We start from the raw sequence: 22,415 nt of genomic DNA, 5'->3' as shown, positions 1-22,415 counted from the left end.
CGTCCGGCTCACTCCTCCCGCGCGGGGCTGCGCCCCAGGAGTGCCACCGGACGCGCGTCGAAGAGCTCGGCCGGCTTCACCGCCCCGCCGGTGAACCGCCGTACGCCGTCGAGGAGATCGAACCAGGTGCCGGGCGGCAGGATGAGTTCCGTGTCCTGCCAGCCGCCCGTCTCCGCCAGCCGCAGCGGCAGCCGGGTGACCGCGGTGACCGCCTCCGCCGAGGAGCCCTCGCCCCGGGCGAAGGCCAGACAGTGCGGCGCCGCGCTCCCGGTCACCGTCAGCGGGGTGTACGAGTCGGGCGCGGCGAAGGCCTCGGGGTGCAGTCGTCGCAGCGCGAGCGCCGCGCGGACCACCGCCGTCTTCTCGTCGTCCTCGCCGGCCGCGAAGGGCACCCGGTTGTCCGGGTCGACCAGCGCCCGGTACTCCCGCTCCGTCCCCTGGTAGAGCTCCGGCACCCCCGGCATCGTCAGCTGGACCAGCGTCGCCCCCAGCTGGTGGGCCCGGATGTGCGGCTCCAGGGCGAAGGCGGCCTCCGAGGCCGCCCGGAGCGGGATCCGGCCGGGTCCGGCCGCCACGAACTCGGTGACCGCCCGCTCGTACGCCGGGTCCGGCTCCGTCCAGCTCGTGTGCAGCCCCGCCTCCCGTACCGACTTCAGGACCGCGGGGCCGAGCCGCACCGGGTCCGGTGTACCGAAGCCGAACGCGGTCTGCCACGCCGTCCACGCCAGGTGCGGATCCGGCGCCGGAACTCCGGCCACCTCCTCCAACAACTCCAGCCAGACGGAGGGACATTGGGAGAGGACCGCGATCCCGGCCCGGATGTCCGCGCTGCGCTTGGTGTCGTGCGTGGACAGCACGGTCCCGGTCGCGGGCCAGTCCCGGGAGAGCCGCCGGCAGTACGCGTGGAACTCCTCGGGCGCGATCGCCGGACGCCCGGGGTCGCCGCCCACCTCGTTCGCCGACAGGAGCGGGGTGTAGCGGTAGAAGGCGGTGTCCTCCACGGACTTGGCACGCAGGGCCGAGGAGGTCTGCGCGAAACGGTCCCGGAACGACCGGTGTTCGGGGCCGTCGCCGAGCCGACCCAGCGCCAGGTCGCGCACGGTGTCGACGGCCGCGGCCTCCTCCGGCACGGCGAAGGCGGCGGTCGCGCCCCGGGCGGCCTCGGGGGTCAGCACCGTCTCGTCGCCCTCCTGGTAGGAGCGGTAGACCGGGACACGGACGAGGAGTTCACGGATCGCGGTCGTCAGAGCCCAGGGGGCGTGGTCGCGCAGGTCGGGATCGGCGGCACAGATCCGCTCCGCGATCCGCGTCAGGGCGGCGGTCTCCGCCGCCAGATCGTGTGTCACCACCTCGTACGCGGCCCGGCGGGCCGTCGCCTCCCAGGCGCCGCCCCGGTCCGCCGCGCGACCCGCGAACGTCCGGTAGACGTCCGAGAGTTCGGCCGCTCCCACACCGTCCACGAAGACGCCGTCCACCTGCCGCAGCGCGTCGTAGCCGGTCGTGCCGGCGACCTGCCAGGCGGAGGGCAGCGGCTCCGGGCCGGTGAGGATCTTCTCCACGACCGTCCAGCACCGTCCGCCGGTCGCCTCCCGCAGTCGCCGCAGGTACCCCTCGGGATCGGCGAGCCCGTCCGGATGGTCGATCCGCAGCCCCTCGATCACCCCGTCCCCGACCAGCCTCACGATCGTGCCGTGTGTCGCCTCGAAGACCTCGGGGTCCTCGACGCGAACCCCGATCAGCTCCGAAATGGTGAAGAAGCGGCGGTAGTTGAGCTCCGTACGGGCCAGCCGCCACCAGGCGAGCCGGTACCACTGGGCGTCGAGCAGCTCGGGCAGGGGCAGCCCCTCCGTACCCGCGCGGAGCGGGAACGTCTGACCGTCGAGGTGCAGTGCGCCGTCGGCGACCCGCATCCGCTCCCGTACCTCCGGGAGCCGCCCCGGTAGCACGGGCAGCAGGAGCCGGCCGTCCCCCGCCTCCCAGTCGATGTCGAACCAGCGGGCGTACGGCGACCGGGGACCCTCGCGGAGCACCTCGCGCAGCGCGTGATTGTGCGTGGGTGACGCGGCCATGTGGTTGGGCACGAGGTCCACGACCAGGCCGAGGCCGTGCGCCCGGGCGGTGGCGGCCAGGGACCGCAGCCCCTCCTCGCCGCCCAGCTCGGCGCGGATCGCACGGTGGTCGGTCACGTCGTAGCCGTGCGTCGAGCCGGGCACGGCCTCCAGGACGGGCGAGAGATGGAGGTGGGACACCCCGAGTCCGGCGAGATACGGGACGGCCCGCTCGGCGGCCGCGAACGGGAACTCCGGCTGGAGCTGGAGCCGATAGGTGGCGGTGGGCACGGTCCGGGCGGTGGGCGAGGACGGGAGCGAGGACGTCATGCGAACGTACGTACCCGGCGCGGAGCCTTCTGTGTCATCGCCTCATGCGTCCGTTCGGGTGCATCGCGTTACGTTCAGGCGATGCTCCGTATGTATCGCGACACCTTGTCCCTGCTCGGGCCGGTGCTGCCGGTCGTCTCGTTCCTGGGGCGGCTGCCCACCGCCATGTGTCAGCTCGGCAGCCTGATCCTGGTCGCCGAGACGAGCGGATCCCTGACGACGGCGGGGCTCGCGGGCGGTGCGCTCGCGGCGGGGCAGACGGTCGCGGGGCCGGTCATCGGCAGGCTCGCCGACCGGCGCGGGCAGCGCGGGGTGGTCCTGGCGGCGTCCCTCGCCAACGCGGTCGCCGTCGCCGCGCTGGTCCTCGCGGCCCTCGCGCACGCGGCGACCGGTTGGCTGATCGCCCTCGGCGCGCTCGCCGGCGCGACCGTGCCCCAGGTCGGACCGCTCGCCCGGACCCGTTCGGTCGCCCTGGCCCGGCGCTCCGGCGCCGACGACCGGCTGGTCGGCACGGTCCTCTCGTTCGAAGGCACCCTCGACGAGGTGTCCTTCGTCCTGGGTCCGGCCCTGGTGGGCCTCGCCGCCGCCCTCACCCACCCGGCGGCGGCGCTCCTGACCGCCTCGGCCCTTCTCGCGACCTGCGGCACCGCGTTCGCGCTGCACCCGTCCGCGCGCGTGGCCGAGGGCGGAGACACGGCCGTCACCACCCGTACGGGCGCCGCCGAACGGGCTAGGCTGCCGAGGTCCGCGTACGCCCTCCGGATCACGATGGTGCTGCAGGGCGCCATGTTCGGGGCGTCCCAGGCCGGCATCACCGCGCTCACCGAGAGGCTCGGGGCGCCGGAGCAGGCGGGGCTCGTCTACGCGGCCATGGGCGTGATGAGCGCGGCCGTCGGCCTCTCGATGGCCGCCGTTCCGGCGCGGATCGGACTGCCGACCCGCTGGCGGACCGCCACCGCCGCGCTGGTCGTGCTCTCCGTGCCCCTGCTGTTCGTCGACTCGCTCGTGGCGCTGTACGCGGTCGTCGTCGTCCTCGGCGCGGCCTACGCGCCCCACCTGATCACGGTCTTCGGCCTCACGGAACGGACGGTCCCGGCGGCCCGGCTCGCCGAGTCCATGGCCTTCCTGACGAGCGGCATCGTCGGCGGTCAGGCGCTGGCCCTGGCGCTCGCGGGGAACCTGGCGGAACGTCACGGCCCGGGCGCGGCCTTCACGGTGATGGTCGCGGCGGCGGCCCTGTGCGCGGTCCTGTCCTGGTCGGTGCGCACCCGGCTTCCGGCGGCCGGCACCCGTCCGGCGGTGACGGAGGTCGGGGTGAAGGCCTGACGACCGGCGTGCGGGCCTGACAGAGGTGCCGGGCGGGGCCTGTACGGCCCTGCCCGGCACCGGTCCGCCGTGCCCGGCTACGCGGGCCGCTTCAGTACCGTCAGGCTCAGCGGCGCCAGCGTCACCCGTTCGCCGGCCGCGACCTTGGGCCCCTCCTGGGGTGGGATGCCCTCCGGGTGGGAGGTGTCGACGACCACCCGCCAGCTCTCGCCGTGGTTGATCGGGACCTCGAAATCGAGCTCCTGCGCCGAGGCGTTGAACATCAGCAGGAACGAGTCGTCCGCGATCCGTTCCCCCTGCAGCCCCGGCTCCGAGATCGCGTTGCCGTTCAGGAAGACCGACAGCGCCTGCGCGTGCGCCGCCTGCCAGTCCCGGGCCGTCATCTCCTCACCCTCGGGGGTGAACCAGGCGATGTCGGTCAGCTCGTCGTGCGTTCCCTCCACCGGGCGCCCGTGGAAGAAGCGGCGCCGGCGGAAGACCGGATGGTCCCGCCGGAGCCGGACCATCGCCCGGGTGAACTCCAGCAGGGTGCCCTCCTCCGAGGCGCCCGGCTCGGGCCAGCGCACCCACGACACCTCGTTGTCCTGGCAGTACGCGTTGTTGTTGCCGCCCTGCGTCCGGCCGAACTCGTCTCCGTGGCTGAGCATCGGCACGCCCTGCGAGAGCATCAGCGTCGCGAGGAAGTTCCGCATCTGCCGGGCCCGCAGCTCCCGGATCCCGATGTCGTCCGTGTCGCCCTCGGCCCCGCAGTTCCAGGACCGGTTGTAGCTCTCGCCGTCCCGGTTGCCCTCCCCGTTGGCCTCGTTGTGCTTGCCGTCGTAGCTGACGAGGTCGCGCAGCGTGAAGCCGTCGTGGCAGGTGACGAAGTTGACCGAGGCCAGCGGCCGGCGGCCGTCGTCCTGGTACAGGTCGGACGAACCGGTGAGCCGGGACGCGAACTCGGCGAGCGTGCGCGGCTCGCCGCGCCACAAGTCGCGTACGCAGTCCCGGTACTTGCCGTTCCATTCGGTCCACAGCGGTGGGAAGTTGCCCACCTGGTAGCCGCCCTCGCCGACGTCCCACGGCTCGGCGATCAGCTTGACCTGGCTGACCACCGGGTCCTGCTGCACCAGGTCGAAGAAGGACGACAGCCGGTCCACCTCGTGGAACTGGCGGGCCAGTGTCGCCGCCAGATCGAAGCGGAAGCCGTCGACGTGCATCTCCGTCACCCAGTACCGGAGGCTGTCCATGATCAGCTGCAGCACGTGCGGCGAGCGCATGAGCAGCGAGTTCCCGGTGCCGGTGGTGTCCGTGTAGTAGCGCTGGTCGTTCGCGAGGCGGTAGTACGAGGGGTTGTCCAGGCCCCGGAAGGAGAGGGTGGGGCCCAGGTGGTTGCCCTCGGCCGTGTGGTTGTAGACGACGTCGAGGATGACCTCGATCCCCGCCTGGTGCAGGGCCCGTACCGCCGACTTGAACTCCAGGACCTGCTGGCCCCGGTCGCCCCAGGAGGCGTAGGCGTTGTGCGGGGCGAAGAAGCCGATCGTGTTGTAGCCCCAGTAGTTGGAGAGCCCCGCGTCCACCAGCCGGTGGTCGTTGACGAACTGGTGCACCGGCATCAATTCGAGCGCCGTGACGCCCAGTTCCTTCAGATGTCCGATGACCGCCGGGTGCGCGAGCCCCGCGTACGTCCCGCGCAGCTCCTCCGGCAGCTCCGGGTGGAGCATGGTCAGGCCCTTCACATGGGCCTCGTAGATCACCGTCCGGTGGTAGTCGGTGCGGGGGCGCCGGTCGTCGCCCCAGTCGAAGTAGGGGTTCACCACGACCGAGGTCATCATGTGCGGCGCCGAGTCGAGGTCGTTGCGGGAGTCCGGCCGTCCGAAGTGGTAGCCGTACACCGCCTCGCCCCAGCCGATCGAGCCCGAGACCGCACGGGCATAGGGGTCCAGGAGCAGCTTCGCCGAGTTGCAGCGCTGCCCGTGCTCCGGCGCGTAGGGACCGTGGACCCGGAACCCGTAGCGCTGACCCGGCATCACTCCCGGCAGATAGGCGTGCCGGACGAAGGCGTCCGTCTCGCGCAGCTCCACCGCCGTCTCCGAGCCGTCGTCATGGATCAGACACAGCTCGATCCTGTGGGCGGCCTCCGAGAAGACCGCGAAATTGGTTCCGGCGCCGTCGTAGGTGGCGCCCAGGGGATACGCCTGTCCCGGCCAGACCTGCATAGGTAAGACTCTTCCATTCTGATCCGGGTGTGGGGGTGCACTCCGGCCAGATCCTGCCCGAAAGAGGGGCAACCTCCTAGGACTTCGCCCCGGCCCTGCCGGGTGCGCGTTCATCGGTAATGTGTTCGATCGCAGCTCGGATGTGTGACGCGTCGAAAGGTTTACGGAGGGCTCGGCGCCCGTGCCCGCTTCCCGGTCAACCTGGGGTTCCCTCCCGCTGCCCCGGACGGGGTCCGGTGCCCGCGGGTGCTCCTCCGGCGGGGAAGCGCACTCGCGCGCAGGGGCCTCACCGGTATGAATCCGCTCACTCCGGTCCATCACGTCAAGCGGAACGACGCTCGGATCGGCGGGAGTTGAGCAAGCAGCCTGCCGATCCTGCTGCACCGCCTCCCGCTCGGGGAGTACCCTTCCTTGATCGTCGACAGACGGTGGGATCGGGCGTCCAACAGCAGAAGGCGGTGCGCGGGTGAGCTCGGGAGGTCTGGAGCTGCCCCCAGGTGACGCGGGTCACGAGGGGGGTTCGCCCGACCCCGTGGACGTACCGCCCGGAGCGGTCTCCGTCGCCAGGCCGATGGAGATCGGGGCGGAGCTCGACTGGGGCGCCGAGGCCTGGAGCGAGGTGCGCACCCGCGCCCAGCGGGCCGGGCGGGCCTATATCTGGCTGAATCTCGTCGAGCAGCGGCTCCGCGCCGTGGTGGCCGCCGTGCTGCGGCCCGTGTACGAACCGGTGCACGGCGAGGACTGGGTCGTGGCCGCGGCGGGGCCGGCGGGGCAGGAGTGGGTGCAGCGGGCCGTCGCCGTCCGTGAGGTCTCGCGGCGCAAGGGCTATCTCCTCGACCCTGCCGACGACAACGTCCTCAGCTTCCTCACGCTCCCGCAGCTGCGGGAGCTGATGGTGCAGCACTGGCCCTGCTTCGAGCCGTACTTCGACGACCGGCGCGAGGTCGAACTCGCCCTGGACGAGCTGGAGGTGACGCGCAACGTCGTCTCCCGCAACCGGGCCCTGTCGACCACCGTCCTCGCCCAGTCCGAACGCGCCTCCGCGCGGCTCCTGGAGATCCTCGGCAGCGGAGCGGGCGTCCCGTCCGCCGACCGGCTGCCGGTCGACGCGGTCGAGGACCTGGTGGGCGACCGGTACGCGGACGTGGTCTCCGTCCACCCCGACCGGGTGCGGCTGCAGCGCCAGCTGCCCGCCGAGGACCTCTTCGGCGGGGCGCGCCGCCTCGACGCCACGGGCATAGGCCTGAACCTCCTCGTGCAGAACTTCTCCGGGCGGCGGCTGGTGCGGCTCGCCGAGTCCGGCTGCCGCATACGCCTGCTGTTCCTGAATCCCGCGAGCAGTGCCGTCAAGCGCCGCGAGCGGGAGCTGGGTCTGAAGAAGGGCGAGTTGAGCCGCTCGGTGGAGATGAACATCCTCCACATGCGGCGGGTGCGGGCCCGGCTGCGCGACCCGGACGCCTTCCAGATCCATGTCTTCGACGAGACGCCGCGGTTCACGGCGTACCTGGTGGACGGGGACGGCCCGGACGGGCTCGCCGTCGTCCAGTCGTACCTGAGGAAGGCGCGGGGGATGGAGGCGCCGGTGCTCGTGCTGCGCGGGGGCGGCCGGAACGTGGTGCGTTCCGGGCAGGTGGCGCGTGACGGCGAATACGGACTTTTCGCAACATATCGCGAGGAGTTCGAGTCGGTCTGGCTCGACTCCCGCCCGGTCTCCTGAGAGCGGGGGCCGCTGCCCGAGGGGCGTTGTCAGTGGCCCGTGCGAGGGTGTTCAGCACCACGGGGGAGATCACGTAAAGGAGGACCCGATGGCTTGGCACGGGGAAGAGCTGGTCGGATTCGACCTGGAGACGACCGGCACCGAACCGCTGGAGGCGCGGATCGTCACGGCTTCGGTCGTCGGCGTCCACGGCGGACGGGTGGTGCGGCAGCGGGACTGGCTTGCCGACCCCGGGATCCGCATCCCGGCGCAGGCGTCCGCGATCCACGGCATCAGCAGCGAGCGGGCGGCCGCCGAGGGCCGGCCGGTCGTCGAGGTGGCCGACGAGATCGCCGAGACGCTCACCGGGTACTGGACCCAGGGCGTCCCGGTCGTGGCGTACAACGCCTCGTTCGACCTCACGCTCCTCTCCGCCGAGCTGCGCCGCCACGGGCTCCCCTCGCTGAGCGAGCGGCTGGGCGGCGCCCCGATAGGCCCCGTCGTCGATCCGTACACGATCGACCGGGCCGTCGACCGGTACCGACGGGGGAAGCGGACCCTGGAGGCGGTCTGCGCCGAGTACGGCGTCGTCCTCGACGCGGCCCACCAGGCGGCCGCGGACGCGCTCGCCGCCGTGCGGGTGGCGGTCGCGATAGCCGAGCGGCACGCGCGCGTGGCCACGCTGACCCCGGCGGAGCTGCACGAGCGCCAGATCGGCTGGTACCGCGTCTGGGCTGAGGACTTCCAGGATTTCCTGCGCCGCAAGGGCACCCCGGAGGCGGTCGTCGACCCGTCCTGGCCGCTGCGCGAACTCGCGCCCGTGGCCGGCTGACGGACCTCCCGGCGCGGCCGGGCCCGTCAGCCGATCGGGTTCTCCGCCAGGAACTCCAGGAGCAGGCTGTTGACCGCGTCCGGGCGGTCCAGCTGGAGCCAGTGGCCCGCGCTCTCCAGGCGCTCGTAGCGCCAGGTGCCGTCCACGTGCTTGCCGGTGCCCGACATCGACTGCTCCGTCATGAAGTGGTCGCCGCTGGACCAGACGCCCAGGACGGGCCCCGGCAGTGGAGGGAGAGGGAAGGCGGGACCGAACTGGACCTCGGCGGGCAGGCCCGCCCGGTAGATGTTCAGGGCAGCGGTGAGCGCGCCCGGCTCCCGCAGCGGCTCGACGACCGCCTCCGCGTCCGGGTGCTCGGTCAGCATCTCCCGGAGGTTGGCGAAGTCGTCGCGTGCGAGCCAGTCCTCGGCGAGCCCCGGGAACTGGAACAGGATCATGTACCAGGACCGCTGCTTCTGCTCGAAGCCCGCGTCACGAATGGCGCCGAAGTGCCCGACCGACAGGATGCTCAGACTCGCGACCCGCTCGGGTGCCGCCTGCGCGAGCCCTTGGACCACGCCCGAGCCCCAGTCGTGCCCGACGAGATGGACCCGGTCGATCTCCAGCCGGGCGAGCAGTTCCAGCAGATCGCCGACGTGCTTGGCCGGGTGGTACGCCTCCGCCCCGCCCTCCGGCCGTCCGGAGGCGCCGAAGCCCCGCAGAGTGGGAGTGACGCACCGGTATCCGGCCGCGGTCAGGGCCGGGACCTGGTGGCGCCAGAGACGGTGGCTGTCGGGGAAGCCGTGCACCAGCAGAACGGCCGGACCCTGGCCGCTCACCTCGACATCGAGCGTCACCTCGGACAGTTCCACACGCATCACAACACCCCGATCGTGAGTGGGAATTCGTGTGGTGGGGCCCCTGAGGTCAGAAGGGGTACCACCGCACCTCGGTGTCACCCTCTCGCAGCGATGCCACCCGTCGTTCGAATTCGGCCAGCGCCTTGGGGTTCGTCGGCGCGTGCTGGGCGACCCAGGCGCAGCTCGCGGTCTCCCGGGCCCCGCGGAGCACCGCACACCCCTCCCACTCCCGCACGTCCCAGCCGTACGCCTCGGTGAAGGCGTCGTGGGCGGCGGGGTCGAGCCCGTACCGGTCGCGGGAGAGGGCGAGCACCACCAGGTCGTGTTCGCGCAGATCGGAGGAGAAGGTCTCCAGGTCCACCAGGACGGGCCCGTCCGGGCCGACATGGACGTTGCGGGGGAGGGCGTCGCCGTGGATCGGGCCGGGCGTGAGGTGCGGGGTGAGCGCGGCGGCCGCAGGGGCGAAGGCGTCGCGCCGCTCGCGAAGGAAAGCCGCGTCGGCCGGGTCGACGGCGTCGCCCGCGAGCCGCAGCCACCGCTCGACCCCGCCCAGCAGGTCGCGGTGCGGCAGGGTGAGGCCCTCCGGCTCCGGCAGGGCGTGGATCCGCCGCAGCAGGGGTGCCAGGTCCCGCGGTTCGGCCGGGCGCACGGCCTCGGGGAGACGGTGCCAGAGGGTGACCGGGTGGCCGTCGACCAGACGGGGCTTCGGCTCCGCCGCCCGTACGGCCGGAATGCCGGTCTCCGCCAGCCAGTCCGCGAGCGCGAGCTCTCGCTCGGCACGGGGGAGCAGGTCGGCGTCCCGGCCGATCTTCACCACGAGCTCGTCCAGGGCGAAGACCGCGTTCTCCCCGAGGGCGAGGAGCCGCGCGCCGGACCTGTCCGGGCGGCCGCCCGGGGCGCCGTCGGCGGTGTCCGTCGACATCCCCGCGGCGTCCGTCGACAGCCCCGTGGCGGCCAGGATCTCCCGTGCCCGCGCCTCGTCCATCCGTCTCTCCCAGCTGTCCCCGATGCCTGTGGCGAATCAGCCAAAGTCTCGCATCCCCGCAGGTTGTCTTGACGGACCGACGGCCTGTCAGGACCATGACGGAGGCCGGTTCGGCGTGGCAAAAGGCACACAAGGGGTCGAAGCGTGAGTGTGGCGACCGCGGTGAAGCGATCCGGCGGAACAGCGGCCGCCGGCAGGAGACCCGGAGCCGGGAGGGACCACGGCGCCTGGTTCCTGGTACTGCCCGCGCTCCTGCCCATCCTGGTCCTCAGCGTCGGCCCCCTGCTCTACGGCATCGCGCTCGCCTTCACCGACGCGCAGTCCGGCCGGACCCAGGCCACCCGATGGGTCGGCACGCTCAACTTCCAGGACCTGCTCCACGACACGCTCTTCTGGGACTCGTTCCGGATCGGCCTGCTCTGGGCCGTCGGCGTCACCGTCCCGCAGTTCCTGCTCGCCCTCGGCCTCGCGCTCCTGCTCAACCAGAACCTTCGCTTCCGCTGGCTGGCCAGAGCGCTCGCGATCATCCCCTGGGCCATGCCGGAGGTCGTCGTCGGCATCATGTGGCGGCTCGTCTACAACCCCGACGCCGGCATCCTCAACGAGACCCTCCGGGACCTCGGCCTGGGCGACGGCCGTGACTGGCTCACCGGACTCGCCACCGCCCTGCCCGCCGTGATCCTCGTCGGCATCTGGGCCGGAATGCCGCAGACCACGGTCGCCCTCCTCGCCGGCCTGCAGAACACCCCGCACGAACTCCACGAGGCCGCCGCCCTCGACGGCGCGGGCGCCTGGCGCCGCTTCCGTACCGTCACCTGGCCCGCCCTCAAGCCGGTCGCCCTCGCCATCACGGCCCTCAACTTCATCTGGAACTTCAACTCGTTCGCCCTGGTCTACGTGCTGACCAACGGCGGACCCGGCGGCCGCACGCGGCTCCCCATGCTCTTCGCCTACGAGGAGGCCTTCCGCTACGGCCAGTTCGGCTACGCCGCCGCGATGGGCTGCGTCATGGTCGCCGTCGTCTCCGTACTCCTCGCCCTCTACCTCGTCGGCCGGCTGAAGGGGGAACAGGACCGGTGAGCACGCTCCGTACCAGCGGACCGGCGCGGTTCGGCCAGTACCTCGCGCTCCTCGCGTACCTGGTCTTCCTCGCCTTCCCGTTCCTCTGGCTGATCTCCACCGCCTTCAAGCCGGCGACCGAGCTCGGCTCGCTCCATCCGACCTGGATCCCCGAAGATCCGACCCTCGCCAACTTCCGGCAGGCCTTCGACGAGCAGCCGCTGCTCCGGGCCGCCGCGAACAGCCTGACCGCCGCCCTCGCCGCGGCCCTGATCGCCGTCGTCGTGGCGACGCCCATGGCCTATGTGATGGCCCGGCACCGCGGCCGGCTCTCCACCGCCGCGACCGGCTGGGTCGTGGTCAGCCAGGCGTTCCCGTTCGTCCTGGTGATCATCCCGCTGTTTCTCGTCCTGAAGAACCTCCACCTGATCAACAGCCTCTTCGGGCTCGTCCTGGTCTACGTCGTCTGGTCGCTGCCGTTCGCGCTCTGGATGCTGACCGGCTACGTCCGGGCCGTGCCCGCCGAACTGGAGGAGGCCGCGGCCGTCGACGGCGCGGGAAGGCTCCGCACGCTCGTCTCGGTCACCGCCCCGCTGCTCGCCCCTGGCATCGTCGCCACCGCGCTCTTCGCCTTCATCACCGCGTGGAACGAGTTCTTCTTCGCGCTCGTCCTGCTCAAGACCCCGGAGAAGCAGACCTTGCCGGTCGTCCTCACCCACTTCCTCGGCGCGGAGGGGGTGGCCGACCTCGGGCCCCTGGCCGCGGCCGCCTTCCTCGCCACGATCCCCTCGCTCGTGATCTTCGCGGTCATCCAGAAGCGCATCACGGGCGGGATGCTGGCCGGGGCGGTGAAGTCCTGATGCGCGTACGGACGTTCACGGCCGCCGTCGCCGCCGTCGCGCTGCTCCTGACCGGCTGCTCGGCAGGGGACGAGCCCGATGACGGAACCGTACGGCTGCGGTTCCAGTCCCTGGCCTGGCAGCAGGAGTCCGTCGACGCCAACAGGGAGCTGGTCGCGGAGTGGAACGCGGCCCACCCCGACATCCAGGTCGACTACGTCCAGGGCAGCTGGGACTCCGTCCACGACCAGCTCCTCACCTCCTTCGAGGGCGGCGAGGCTCCCGACATCATCCATGACGCATCGGACGACCTCGCCGACTTCGCGTACGGCGGCTATCTGGCCGATCTGACCGACCTCCTGCCTGGGCGGCTCAAGGCCGACATCCCGGCGCGCAGCTGGGAGACCACGACCTTCGGCGGCGGGATCTACGGCGTGCCGTTCCTCCAGGAGCCGCGTGTGATCATGGCCAACAAGCAGATCCTGGAGTCCTCGGGCGTTCGCCTGCCGACGCCCGAACAGCCTTGGAGCTGGGAGGAGTTCCGGCAGATAGCCAAGGACCTGACGGCCGTCATGGGCAAGGGGCGGTACGCGGTCGCCTGGCCGCTCAAGGAGCCGGTCTCGGTCAGCCTCAACCTGGGCCTCTCGGCCGGCGGACAGCTCTTCCATCGCGGCGAGGACGGCAAGGTGACCATCCGCTTCACCGAGCAGGACGACATCGTGCCCGGGACCGTCCACGACCAGGTCAACACCGACCTCAGCGCCTCGCGCTCGACGCTCGGCACCGGCGGCTCCGACGCGCTGCCGGGGTTCTTCGGCGGCAAGTACGCGATGGTGCCGCTCGGCTTCTCGTACCGCCAGCAGATCACCCAGCAGGCGCCGAAGGGCTTCGAGTGGATCGTCCTGCCCGCGCCCGCCGGTGCGAGCGGACTCGCGCAGGGCGTCAGCCCGCAGACGCTCTCCCTCGCCGAGGACAGCCCGCACAAGAAGGAGGCGGCGCGGTTCCTCGACTTCTTCCTCCATCCGGCGAACATGGTCCGCCTCGCCCGCGGCGACTGGATGCTGCCCACCGGGACCGCGGCCCTCGCCGACCCCTCGCTCCACACCCCGAAGGACGGCTGGGCGACCGGCGCCGCCGTGGCCGAGCATCTGCGCTCCGCGCCCGCGCAGTCGGTCCGCGGTTACCCGGAGTGGAAGGACAAGGTGGCCACCCCGGCCTACCAGGAGTACTACAGCGGGGCGATCGACGCGGCGGAGCTGCGCGAACGTCTGGAGGAGGACGGGAACCTCGTTCTCGCCCGCTACCAGCGCGATTGAGCCGACGCCTGGCCCCAGGGCGTCCGTCTTGAGTCACACCTGACCCTGAGATGCCTCCGCGCGCCCTTCAGAATGGACGAGACGTCTCGTCTCGTTTAATGTGAGGGCATGCCCACGACCCCGCGCCCCGCCCACATCGCCATGTTCTCGATCGCCGCCCACGGCCATGTGAACCCGAGCCTCGAAGTGATCCGCGAGCTCGTCGCCCGCGGGCACCGCGTCAGTTACGCCATCCCCGCCTCCTTCGCCGACAAGGTCGCCGCCACCGGTGCCACCCCCGTCGTCTACACCTCCACGCTCCCGACCGACGAGGACCCGGACGCATGGGGCACCGAACTCATCGACAACATCGAGCCCTTCCTCCGCGACGCGATCCAGGCGCTGCCCCAGCTCGCCGCCGCGTTCGACGGTGACCGGCCGGACCTCGTCCTCCACGACATCACCGCCTACCCGGCACCCGTCCTCGCACACGGGTGGGGTGTGCCCGTCGTGGGACTCTGGCCGAATCTCGTCCCATGGAAGGGGTACGAGGAGGAGGTGGCCGAGCCCATGTTCGCCGAGCTCAAGGCCTCCGAGCGGGGCAGGGCGTACTACGCGCGCTTCGAGAACTGGCTGGCCGAGCACGGCATCGACACCCACCCCGACCGGCTCGTCGCCCACCCCCGCCGCGCGATCGTCCTCATCCCGCGCGCCCTCCAGCCGTACGCCGACCGCGTCGACGAGTCCGTCTTCACCTTCGTCGGCGCCTGTCAGGGCGACCGTGCCGACCAGGGCGAGTGGCGGCGGCCGGCGGACGCGGAGAAGGTCCTCCTGGTCTCGTTGGGGTCGGCCTTCACCAAGCAGCCGGACTTCTACCGGGCGTGCGTCGCCGCGTTCGGCGACCTGCCGGGCTGGCACGTCGTGCTCCAGATCGGCGCGTTCGTCGACCCGGCCGAGCTGGGGGAGCTTCCCGCCAACGTCGAAGTGCACCCCTGGGTACCCCAGTTGGCGATCCTGAGGCAGGCGGACGCCTTCATCACCCACGCCGGGGCGGGCGGAAGCCAGGAGGGATTGGCCACCGCCACCCCGATGGTCGCGGTTCCGCTGGCCACCGACCAGTTCGGCAACGCCGACATGCTCCAGTCGCTGGGCGTGGCGCGGCACCTGCCGATGGCGGAGGTGACTCCCGGGCGCCTGCGCGAGGCCGTCCTCGGCCTCGTGAGCGATCCCCAAGTGGCCCTCCGTGCAAGGGAGGTCCAGGAGCGAATGGCGAACGAGGGCGGAACGCACCGTGCCGCGGACCTGATCGAGGCCGAACTGCTGTGACGAAACTCTGATGAAGGCCCCTGGGAAAGTCCCAGGGGCCTTACGTGTGAGCCGAGTTGGGGCGAGATGCCCCATTGATTATTACGAAGACTTGTTGTGTAAATCACAGATGTATGAAGGTCTTGATTTGCACTCGTCAATGAGCAAGGGTTTCGAGGCAGCCGCCGGAGAGTTTCCTTCCGGAGGCTCGACCCCCCACAAATCCTGACGAGGAGACCCCTCTTCATGGCAATACACAAGCGTGTCCGCCGGACCAAGCTCATCGCCGTCTCGACCGCGATCGCAGCAGCGGCCGGAGTCACCGTCATCGTCAGCCCGTTCGCCGGCGCGGCCCCCGCACCCGCCCTCGGAACGGTCCACGGACTCGGCGTCGAAGGCGCCGTCGCAGGCAGCTACATCGTTCTGCTGGACGAGAAGGCCGACAAGGGCGATCTGGCCGAGGAGTACGGCGGCACCCTGCGCCGCAGCTACGACTCCGCCGTCAACGGCTTCTCGGTGAACGGCCTTTCGGAGACCGAGGCCAAGCGCCTCGCCGCCGACCCGGCCGTCGCCAAGGTCGTCCAGAACAAGAAGTTCACCATCAACGCGACCCAGGACAACCCGCCGTCCTGGGGCCTGGACCGGGTCGACCAGGCCGACACGGCCGGCGACTCCAAGTACACCTATCCGGACGGCGCGGGCGAGGGTGTCACCGCCTACGTCATCGATACCGGGGTCCGCATCACCCACAAGGACTTCGAGGGTCGCGCCGCCTCGGGCTTCGACGCGGTCGACAACGACGACGACGCCTCGGACGGCAACGGCCACGGCACGCACGTCGCCGGCACCATCGCCGGCGCCGCGCACGGTGTCGCCAAGAAGGCGAAGATCGTCGCCGTCCGTGTCCTCGACGACAACGGCTCGGGCACGACCGAGCAGGTCGTCGCCGGCATCGACTGGGTCACCAAGAACCACCAGGGCCCGTCGGTCGCCAACATGAGTCTGGGCGGAGGTGCCGACCCCGCCCTCGACGAGGCCGTGCAGAAGGCCATCGCCGCCGGTGTCACCTTCGGTGTCGCCGCGGGCAACGAGTCCTCGGACGCCGGCCAGGGCTCCCCCTCCCGCGTGAAGGAAGCCATCACCGTGGCCTCCTCCACCAAGGAGGACCAGCAGTCCGACTTCTCCAACTTCGGCTCCGTGGTGGACCTCTACGCCCCGGGTTCGGACATCACCTCGGCGTGGAACGACAGCGACGAGGGCACGAAGACCATCTCCGGCACGTCGATGGCCACCCCGCACGTGGTCGGCGCCGCCGCCGTCTACCTCGCGGCGCACAAGGACGCCACGCCGGACCAGGTCGCCAAGGCGCTCGTCGACGGCGCCACCGCGGACAAGATCAGCAACCCGTCCGCCGGCACCGCGAACAAGCTGCTCAAGATCGTCGAGTAGCCGAGCCACCATGCCGCTACCGGGCCGCGCGATCCAGCGGCCCGGTAGCGGCGGCTCCGCATCCCGGCGGCCGCCGTGCCCTCCCCCACGGGGCACGGCGGCCGCCCTATCGTGGGGCCATGACGACGACGTACGCCGTGCTGCTGCGCGGAATCAACGTGGGCGGACACCGCAAAGTGCCGATGGCGGACCTCCGTTCACTGCTCGAAGAGCTCGGCCACCGCGATGTCCGGACCTATCTGCAGAGCGGTAACGCCGTCTTCACCACCGACACCGACCGGCCGACCGAGCAGGAGCAGACCACCGCGATCGAGGAGGCCGTCGAGAAACGGTTCGGCTTCCGCGTCGACTGCCTCGTCCGCGACGCCGACTACCTCGCCGCCGTCGTCGACGCCTGCCCGTTCCCGGCCGCGGAGCTCGAAGGCAAGCAGCTCCACGTGACCTACCTCTCCGAGCCCGTCACCCCCGAGCGGTTCGCCTCGATCGACCAGGACGCCTTCCTGCCGGAGGAGTTCCGGCTCGGAGACCGGGCGCTCTACCTCTACGCCCCCGAAGGGCTCGGCCGGTCCAAGCTCGGCGAGGCGCTCTCCCGTCCCGCTCTCTTCAAGGGGATCGTGGCCACCAGCCGCAACTGGAACACCGTGGTCAAGCTCGCGGAGATGACCCGGGCCTGAGCCCGGCCAGGAGGGCTCTTCCACCCCCTCGAAATGGCCCGGACGGACGGGCCCCGAATGGCCCGGACGGCGCCGTCGGCGGCTGGCTAGGCTTCCCGGCATGACCACCGAGACCGAGCCCAGGCCCGTCGTCGACCTCTACTTCGACCCCGTCTGTCCCTTCGCGTGGATCACCTCGCGCTGGATGCTGGAGGTCGAGCGGCACCGCGACATCGAGCTGCGCTTCCGGGTGATGAGCCTGTACCTCCACAACCTCGGCAACGAACTCCCCGACTGGTACCGGGAGCTGGTCGACGCGTCCATAGGGCCCGTACGGGTGGCGGCAGCGGCGGCCGAGCGGCACGGCGAGGAGGTCCTGCGCGACCTCTACACCGCCTACGGCACCCGGATCCACCGGGAGAAGAGGACGGACTTCGACGCCGTGGTCGCCGAGTCCCTCGCGGAGACCGGCCTCCCCGCCGACCTCGCCGCGGCGGCCCACGACCCGTCGTACGACGAGGCGGTCCGGCGCAGCCACGACGCCGGGAAGGACCCCGACGCGGAGGGCTACGTCGGCACGCCGACCCTGCACGTCGACGGCACGGTCTGGTTCGGACCGGTCCTGCGGGCCATCCCGCGCGGTGAGGAGGCGGCCGGCCTCTTCGACAGCTTCCGGGTGCTCGCCGGCCACTCCGACCTCTTCGAGATCAAGCGGACCCGGACGGGCGGGCTCGACCTCGGCTGACCGGGGAGCCGGTGGGCTCCTCGGCCGCCCGGCCGTCGTCGAGCAGCCGGCGCGCGACGAGCGCGATGCCGGCCCGCGTCCGCCCCGACGGCGTGGCGAGGTCGACGCCCAGCGTCCGCCCTATCTGCTCGATCCGGCGGGCGACGCTGCTGTGATGCAGATGGAGCAGGTCGGCGGCCTGACGCAGCGAGCCGGTGGCGACGTACGCCTCCAGAGTCTCCACATCGTCCGAGTTGCCCGTGATGCGCGCCATCGCGCACACGTCGGCATTGCCGCGGGACACGTCCTCGGGCACCTCCGCCAACAGCGCGAGGGCGCCCAGGTCGTCGTGGTGGACGACGGGTTCACGCCCGGTGGTGAAGCGGAGGGCGGTGCGGGCCTCCCGCCAGGAACGGTCCGGGCTCCCGGCGCCGCCGATCCCCGCCCGTACCCCCTCCGGAAACCGCTCGGGGTCCACGGTCGTGGCCAGGACGACGCCGACATCGGCGAGCGGAGCCGCCTTCACCAGCCGGGCCGGGCAGACCAGGCCGCCGATCCGGTCGAGCGGAAGCCGGGACCGTACGGCGGCGACACGCACCGGCTGATCGGCGGCGAAGCCCAGGAGACGCAACGCCCGCGCCCTGGCGGCCTCGTCGGTGTCCGAGCTGACGACCAGCTCGACGAGCGCCGGGTCCGCCATCGTGGTCGTGGCCGGGCCGTACCGCTCGACGACTGCCGCGGCGGCGAGGGCGAACCGGTCGAGCAGCACCGCGTCGAGCGGCCCCGGCGGGCCGGGCCGCTCCAGCCAGACCACGCCGACCTCCTCCCCGTCGAGGGTGATCGGCACCGAGGTGGACGCGGGCACGGTCCGGGCGGACGCCTCCGCGCCGTCGGGCGCGACCCGGATCGTCCGGTCCGTACCGTGGAGCCGTACGCCCGCCACACACTCCGCCAGGCCGGCCGAGGCCCGGGCGAGGGCGGGGAGATCCACCCGGCGGCGCATCAGCGTGTCGTAGAACGCGACGACCCTGAGCGCACCCTCGACGTACGGATCAAGTCCTGACAGACGAACGGCCAGTGCCTCCATGGGAGAAGGATAGGAGGACGGGGTGCGCCGTTCGGCGCGCGAACGGGGCCGGAAGCGCGACGAAAGGCGCTGACGCCCGGCGGGGGACGGGGGCGAGGATGGCCGTCATGGATCCCGAACTCGAAGCATTCCTCCCGTTCGTCCCGAAGCCGGACTACTCCGATCCGGTCGCCACGCGCAAGGCCTTCACGGAACGCGCCGCAACGTTCCCCGTGCCGGACACCTCCGGCATGGAGGTCGAGAACCGTACGGTCCCCGGCGATCCGGACGTGGGCGTACGGATATACCGACCGCAGCAGGCACAAGGCGCCGTCATCTGGCTGCACGGCGGCGGATTCGTCTTCGGCAACCTGGTCACCGAGCACCCGTGGGCCACCCGCATCGCCCTCGGCTCCGGCGCGATGGTGATCTCGGTCGACTACCGCCTCTCTCCCGAGCACCCGTTCCCGGCCGCCCTGGACGACACGTACGCCGTCCTGAACTGGACGGCCGAGCACGCGGCCGACTTCGGCATCGACCCGGAGCGGATCGCGGTCGGCGGGCACAGCGCAGGCGCCTGCATCGCCGCGGCGACGGCGCTCCGGGCACGTGACGAGCAGGGCCCGCCGATCCGCTTCCAGCTCCTCAACCAGCCCGCGCTCGACGACCGGCAGGAGACCTGGTCGCAGCGGAACTTCACCGACACCCCCTGGGTGGACCGGGACACGCTCGCCACGGTGTGGCGGTACTACCTCGGCGCGCAGGCCGCCACTCCGTACGCCGCCCCGGCACGCGCCGCCGACCTCACCGGCCTGCCGCCGGCCTACGTCGGCACCGCGGAGTTCGACCCGGTCCGCGACGAGGCCGTCGAGTACGGGCTGCGTCTGCTGAGGGCGGGCGTCCCGGTCGAACTCCACCAGTGGCCCGGCACTTTCCACGGCTCGCAGGCGATCCTCTCCGCCGAGGTCTCGCAGCGTCAGATGGCCGAACTCGCCGCCGTCGTGCGACGCGCGCTGGCCGCCTGAGGACTGCCCGCCGAGCGTCGACGACGACCCGCCGCCTGTGCGGGCCAGGCAGGGGCGGACCGCCCCTGCCTAGCCCGCGGCGCGGTTCGCGAGGCGCGTCCGAGCCGATGCGTGGCACTCCTCGTAACGGTCGACGAGGAGGCGGGCGAGTTCCGGCGACGGGCCGAGGACGTCCGCCAGGACGTCCGCGTCCGCCGCGCCGGCCGCGATGCGGTCCGGCAGGCGGCCGGGGGCGATGACGTAGGGGGCCACCGCCACCCGGCGCACGCCGTCGGCACGCATCGCGCGGACCGCGTCCTCGGTCCGCGGGAGAGATGCGGAGGCGAACGCAGGCCGCACGGAGCACCAACCGGTGCGCCGCAGCTCCCGCGCCGTTTCTGCGATCGCTGCGATCGCCTCCGGGTCTGTGGAGCCCGCCGAGGCCAGGACGACCCCGGTGGTGCGCTTCATCTCGTCGACCGCCCGGCGCCACGCGGCGGTCGCTGCCGGGTCCGTGGAACCCGCCGAGGGCGGGAAGAGGTCCGTCGAGCTTGTGTCGGCGGGCTTCAGGCCTGCTTCGAACAGCCGTCGCTGCACCGCCGCGACCAGCAGCGGCGAGGGGCCGAGCACGTCCGCCTGGCGGATCCGCAGGCCCGCCGGGGCCTGCCGCAGTACGGCCGGGATGTCGGCCTTCGCGTGGAAGGCACGGGTCAGCAGCAGCGGCAGCGCCACCACGTCCCGTACCCCCTCGGCCGCGAGCCGGTCCAGCACCCCGGGCACCGACGGCAGGTTGAAGTCGAGGAAGGCCGTCTCCACGCGCAGCCCCGGTCGCAGCGACCCCGCCTCGCGCACCAGCGCGTGCACGGTCGCGGCGTGCCGCGGATCGCGGCTGCCGTGGGCGATGACGAGGAGGACAGGCGCACTCATGGTCAGCCCTTCACCAGTAGCCCACGACCGCGCAGCACCGCGCGCTCCAGCGGACTGAAGATCAGCAGGTCGATGGCGACACCGACCAGCAGGATCAGGATGATGGCGAGGAAGATCCCCGGCATGTCGAAGTTGTTCCGGCCGTTCTCCAGCAACTGGCCGAGGCCCAGGCCCAGGTCGGGCGACGAGGCGATGATCTCGGCGGCCATCAGCGAGCGCCAGGAGAACGCCCAGCCTTGCTTCAGGCCCGCGAGATAGCCGGGCAGCGCGGCCGGCATCACGATGTGCCAGGCACCCTTGAGTCCGGTCGCGCCCAGCGTGCGCCCCGCCCGCAGGAAGAGCGGCGGGACCTGGTCGACACCGGCCACCAGGCCGTTGGCGATCGACGGCACGGCGCCCAGCAGGATCACCGCGTACATCATCGAGTCGTTGAGGCCGATCCACAGCACGGCCGGCGCCACCCACGCCACCGACGGCAGCGACTGCAGGCCCGCGAGCACCGGCCCGATCGCCGCGCGCACGAACGTCACCCGGGCGACCAGCAGACCCAGCGGCGTACCGATGGCGAGCGCCATCAGGAAGCCGAGCAGGGCCCGCGACACGCTCGTCCAGAGCACCCCGAGGAGCGTGCCCTCCAGCCACATGGTGGTCAGGCTGTCCCAGACGGCCTTCGGCGCGGGCAGCTTGGACTCGTCGGTGACCTCGGCCACGACGAGCAGCTGCCAGACCGCGAGGACCAGGACCACGGCCAGGACCGGCGGCAGGACCTTCTTCAGCAGTACCTCGCGCACCGGCGTACGGCGCACCTGCACCGCGTCCAGCGCGTCGAGGCCCGCCTCCAGACCGGCCAGGTCGTCGGCCTTCGAGGCCGTCGTGGCCTTCGGGCCCGTCGTGTCAGTGCTGGCCATGGCGGCGGATCTCCCCACGCAGTTCTTCGGTGATCTCGACGGACAGTTCCGCCACGTCGGCGTCCTCGATACGACGCGGCTGCGGGATGTCGATGGTCCACTCCCGGGCGATCCGCCCGGGACGGGACGACAGCAGCACCACGCGCTCGGCCAGGCGCACGGCCTCGCGCACGTTGTGGGTCACGAACAGCACCGAGAGGTTCGTCTCGCGCCAGATCCGGGTCAGCTCGTCGTGCAGCACGTCCCGCGTGATGGCGTCGAGCGCCGCGAACGGCTCGTCCATCAGCAGCAGGTCGCTGTCCTGGGCGAGCGCACGGGCCAGCGCGACGCGCTGTCGCATGCCACCGGACAACTCGTGCACCCGCTTGCGGTACGAGCCGCCGAGCCGGACCAGGTCGAGCAGGCGCTCGGCCTCCGGGCGCCGCTCGGACTTCGGCACGCCGCGCAGCCGCAGCGCCAGTTCGATGTTCTTGCCCGCGGTCAGCCACGGGAAGAGGGCGTGCTCCTGGAACATCAGGGCGGGACGGCCGCCGGGGGTCTCGATGGACCCCGTGGACGGCCGGTCGAGTCCGGCGACCAGGTTGAGCAGGGTCGACTTGCCACACCCGGACGCGCCGAGGAGCGTGACGAACTCGCCCGGGGCGACGTCGAGCGAGATGTCGTCGAGGACGAGCTGGCCTCCGGCGGGACCGCCGAAGGACTTCGAGACATGGGCGATGCGGGCGGCGTGCGTCACCGTCGCACGGTCCTCGGCCTTGGCGAGCGTCGCGGTCGTGGCCATGGTCGTCACCTCCTGGGTATGAGCGGCGGACGTGTTCACTTGACGCCGAGGCCGGCGTCGGAGACCTCGGGGCTGCCCGCGGCCTTCAGCACCTTGTTGAGGGGCTTCAGGTCGTAGATGCCGGCGAGGTCGGGCTGCTTGAGGAGTCCGG

Annotated in this window: 19 protein-coding genes and 1 pseudogene; 11 read left to right on the top strand and 9 right to left on the bottom strand. The window is 71.9% G+C overall.

Features of this window, described 5'->3' with window-relative positions; translation table 11 throughout:
* Nucleotides 1-8: 8 nt before the first annotated feature.
* Nucleotides 9-2,378, bottom strand: a complete 2,370-nt coding sequence (gene treY, locus ACZ3IJ_RS35680) for a malto-oligosyltrehalose synthase (protein ID WP_467475299.1) — start codon at nt 2,376-2,378, stop codon at nt 9-11.
* A gap of 90 nt (nt 2,379-2,468) precedes the next feature.
* Here treY and ACZ3IJ_RS35675 point away from each other — a divergent pair, with 90 nt between their 5' ends.
* The gene (locus ACZ3IJ_RS35675) at nt 2,469-3,704 is read left to right on the top strand and encodes an MFS transporter (protein WP_467475347.1); all 1,236 of its coding nucleotides are present in this window, start codon (nt 2,469-2,471) and stop codon (nt 3,702-3,704) included.
* Between the two features lie 77 nt (nt 3,705-3,781).
* Here the strand turns inward: ACZ3IJ_RS35675 and glgX are convergent, their stop codons facing one another.
* Nucleotides 3,782-5,902: a glycogen debranching protein GlgX gene (gene glgX, locus ACZ3IJ_RS35670; RefSeq protein ID WP_391801751.1), complete on the bottom strand. Its 2,121-nt coding sequence runs from the start codon at nt 5,900-5,902 to the stop codon at nt 3,782-3,784.
* A 466-nt stretch (nt 5,903-6,368) separates the two neighbouring features.
* Between glgX and ACZ3IJ_RS35665 the strand changes: the two genes are divergently transcribed.
* Together ACZ3IJ_RS35665 and ACZ3IJ_RS35660 are read left to right on the top strand one after the other, a co-directional pair.
* The gene (locus ACZ3IJ_RS35665; RefSeq protein ID WP_467475295.1) at nt 6,369-7,619 is read left to right on the top strand and encodes an SAV2148 family HEPN domain-containing protein; all 1,251 of its coding nucleotides are present in this window, start codon (nt 6,369-6,371) and stop codon (nt 7,617-7,619) included.
* 88 nt (nt 7,620-7,707) lie between these two features.
* The gene (locus ACZ3IJ_RS35660; RefSeq protein WP_467475293.1) at nt 7,708-8,430 is read left to right on the top strand and encodes an exonuclease domain-containing protein; all 723 of its coding nucleotides are present in this window, start codon (nt 7,708-7,710) and stop codon (nt 8,428-8,430) included.
* Between the two features lie 26 nt (nt 8,431-8,456).
* On the opposite strand, the gene ACZ3IJ_RS35655 is transcribed toward ACZ3IJ_RS35660, so the two are convergent.
* Nucleotides 8,457-9,287 (bottom strand): alpha/beta fold hydrolase, encoded by an 831-nt coding sequence (locus ACZ3IJ_RS35655; RefSeq protein ID WP_467475291.1) that lies wholly within the window; start codon nt 9,285-9,287, stop codon nt 8,457-8,459.
* Nucleotides 9,288-9,336: 49 nt separating this feature from the next.
* Nucleotides 9,337-10,254 carry a phosphotransferase enzyme family protein gene (locus tag ACZ3IJ_RS35650; protein WP_467475289.1) on the bottom strand — a complete coding sequence of 306 codons (918 nt, stop codon included), beginning with the start codon at nt 10,252-10,254 and terminating at the stop codon, nt 9,337-9,339.
* A gap of 150 nt (nt 10,255-10,404) precedes the next feature.
* Here ACZ3IJ_RS35650 and ACZ3IJ_RS35645 point away from each other — a divergent pair, with 150 nt between their 5' ends.
* The 7 genes from ACZ3IJ_RS35645 (at nt 10,405) to ACZ3IJ_RS35615 (ending at nt 17,599) form a co-directional block, all read left to right on the top strand.
* A complete protein-coding gene (locus ACZ3IJ_RS35645) occupies nt 10,405-11,334 on the top strand; it encodes a carbohydrate ABC transporter permease (RefSeq protein WP_467475345.1) in 930 nt (309 codons plus the stop codon).
* Nucleotides 11,331-12,173 (top strand): carbohydrate ABC transporter permease, encoded by an 843-nt coding sequence (locus ACZ3IJ_RS35640; protein WP_467475287.1) that lies wholly within the window; start codon nt 11,331-11,333, stop codon nt 12,171-12,173. Before ACZ3IJ_RS35645 ends, ACZ3IJ_RS35640 begins: the two co-directional genes overlap by 4 nt.
* Entirely contained in the window at nt 12,173-13,468 is a 1,296-nt protein-coding gene (locus tag ACZ3IJ_RS35635; RefSeq protein ID WP_467475285.1) for an ABC transporter substrate-binding protein, read from the top strand. Before ACZ3IJ_RS35640 ends, ACZ3IJ_RS35635 begins: the two co-directional genes overlap by 1 nt.
* Nucleotides 13,469-13,576: 108 nt before the next feature.
* Entirely contained in the window at nt 13,577-14,773 is a 1,197-nt protein-coding gene (mgt, locus tag ACZ3IJ_RS35630) for a macrolide-inactivating glycosyltransferase (RefSeq protein WP_467475282.1), read from the top strand.
* A 225-nt stretch (nt 14,774-14,998) separates the two neighbouring features.
* Nucleotides 14,999-16,201: a S8 family peptidase gene (locus ACZ3IJ_RS35625; RefSeq protein ID WP_391801759.1), complete on the top strand. Its 1,203-nt coding sequence runs from the start codon at nt 14,999-15,001 to the stop codon at nt 16,199-16,201.
* Nucleotides 16,202-16,320: 119 nt separating this feature from the next.
* Nucleotides 16,321-16,875, top strand: coding sequence for a DUF1697 domain-containing protein (locus ACZ3IJ_RS35620; RefSeq protein WP_467475280.1), 555 nt, complete (start codon nt 16,321-16,323; stop codon nt 16,873-16,875).
* Between the two features lie 100 nt (nt 16,876-16,975).
* Nucleotides 16,976-17,599 (top strand): mycothiol-dependent nitroreductase Rv2466c family protein, encoded by a 624-nt coding sequence (locus ACZ3IJ_RS35615; RefSeq protein ID WP_467475278.1) that lies wholly within the window; start codon nt 16,976-16,978, stop codon nt 17,597-17,599.
* On the opposite strand, the gene ACZ3IJ_RS35610 is transcribed toward ACZ3IJ_RS35615, so the two are convergent.
* Nucleotides 17,562-18,665: a PucR family transcriptional regulator gene (locus ACZ3IJ_RS35610; protein ID WP_467475276.1), complete on the bottom strand. Its 1,104-nt coding sequence runs from the start codon at nt 18,663-18,665 to the stop codon at nt 17,562-17,564. The two genes, ACZ3IJ_RS35615 and ACZ3IJ_RS35610, sit on opposite strands and share 38 nt — an antisense overlap.
* A 107-nt stretch (nt 18,666-18,772) precedes the next feature.
* On the opposite strand from ACZ3IJ_RS35610, the gene ACZ3IJ_RS35605 reads away from it, so the two are divergent.
* On the top strand, nt 18,773-19,669 hold the full coding sequence (locus tag ACZ3IJ_RS35605; protein WP_467475274.1) for an alpha/beta hydrolase: 897 nt from the start codon (nt 18,773-18,775) through the stop codon (nt 19,667-19,669).
* 69 nt (nt 19,670-19,738) lie between these two features.
* Here the strand turns inward: ACZ3IJ_RS35605 and ACZ3IJ_RS35600 are convergent, their stop codons facing one another.
* The 4 genes and pseudogenes from ACZ3IJ_RS35600 to ACZ3IJ_RS35585 all read right to left on the bottom strand — a co-directional run.
* Nucleotides 19,739-20,575 carry a sirohydrochlorin chelatase gene (locus ACZ3IJ_RS35600; RefSeq protein WP_467475272.1) on the bottom strand — a complete coding sequence of 279 codons (837 nt, stop codon included), beginning with the start codon at nt 20,573-20,575 and terminating at the stop codon, nt 19,739-19,741.
* A gap of 2 nt (nt 20,576-20,577) precedes the next feature.
* Nucleotides 20,578-21,483 (bottom strand): ABC transporter permease, encoded by a 906-nt coding sequence (locus ACZ3IJ_RS35595; protein WP_467475270.1) that lies wholly within the window; start codon nt 21,481-21,483, stop codon nt 20,578-20,580.
* Nucleotides 21,470-22,264 (bottom strand): ABC transporter ATP-binding protein, encoded by a 795-nt coding sequence (locus tag ACZ3IJ_RS35590; protein WP_467475268.1) that lies wholly within the window; start codon nt 22,262-22,264, stop codon nt 21,470-21,472. The genes ACZ3IJ_RS35595 and ACZ3IJ_RS35590 overlap by 14 nt, the downstream gene beginning before the upstream one ends.
* A gap of 35 nt (nt 22,265-22,299) precedes the next feature.
* A pseudogene (locus tag ACZ3IJ_RS35585) lies at nt 22,300-22,415 on the bottom strand (sulfate ABC transporter substrate-binding protein); the annotation flags it as partial.

The sequence above is a fragment of the Streptomyces sp. NPDC013317 genome (assembly GCF_055563155.1).
The sequence above is the reverse complement of the archived record's forward strand: the minus strand, read 5'-3'. Positions and strand labels throughout refer to the sequence as shown.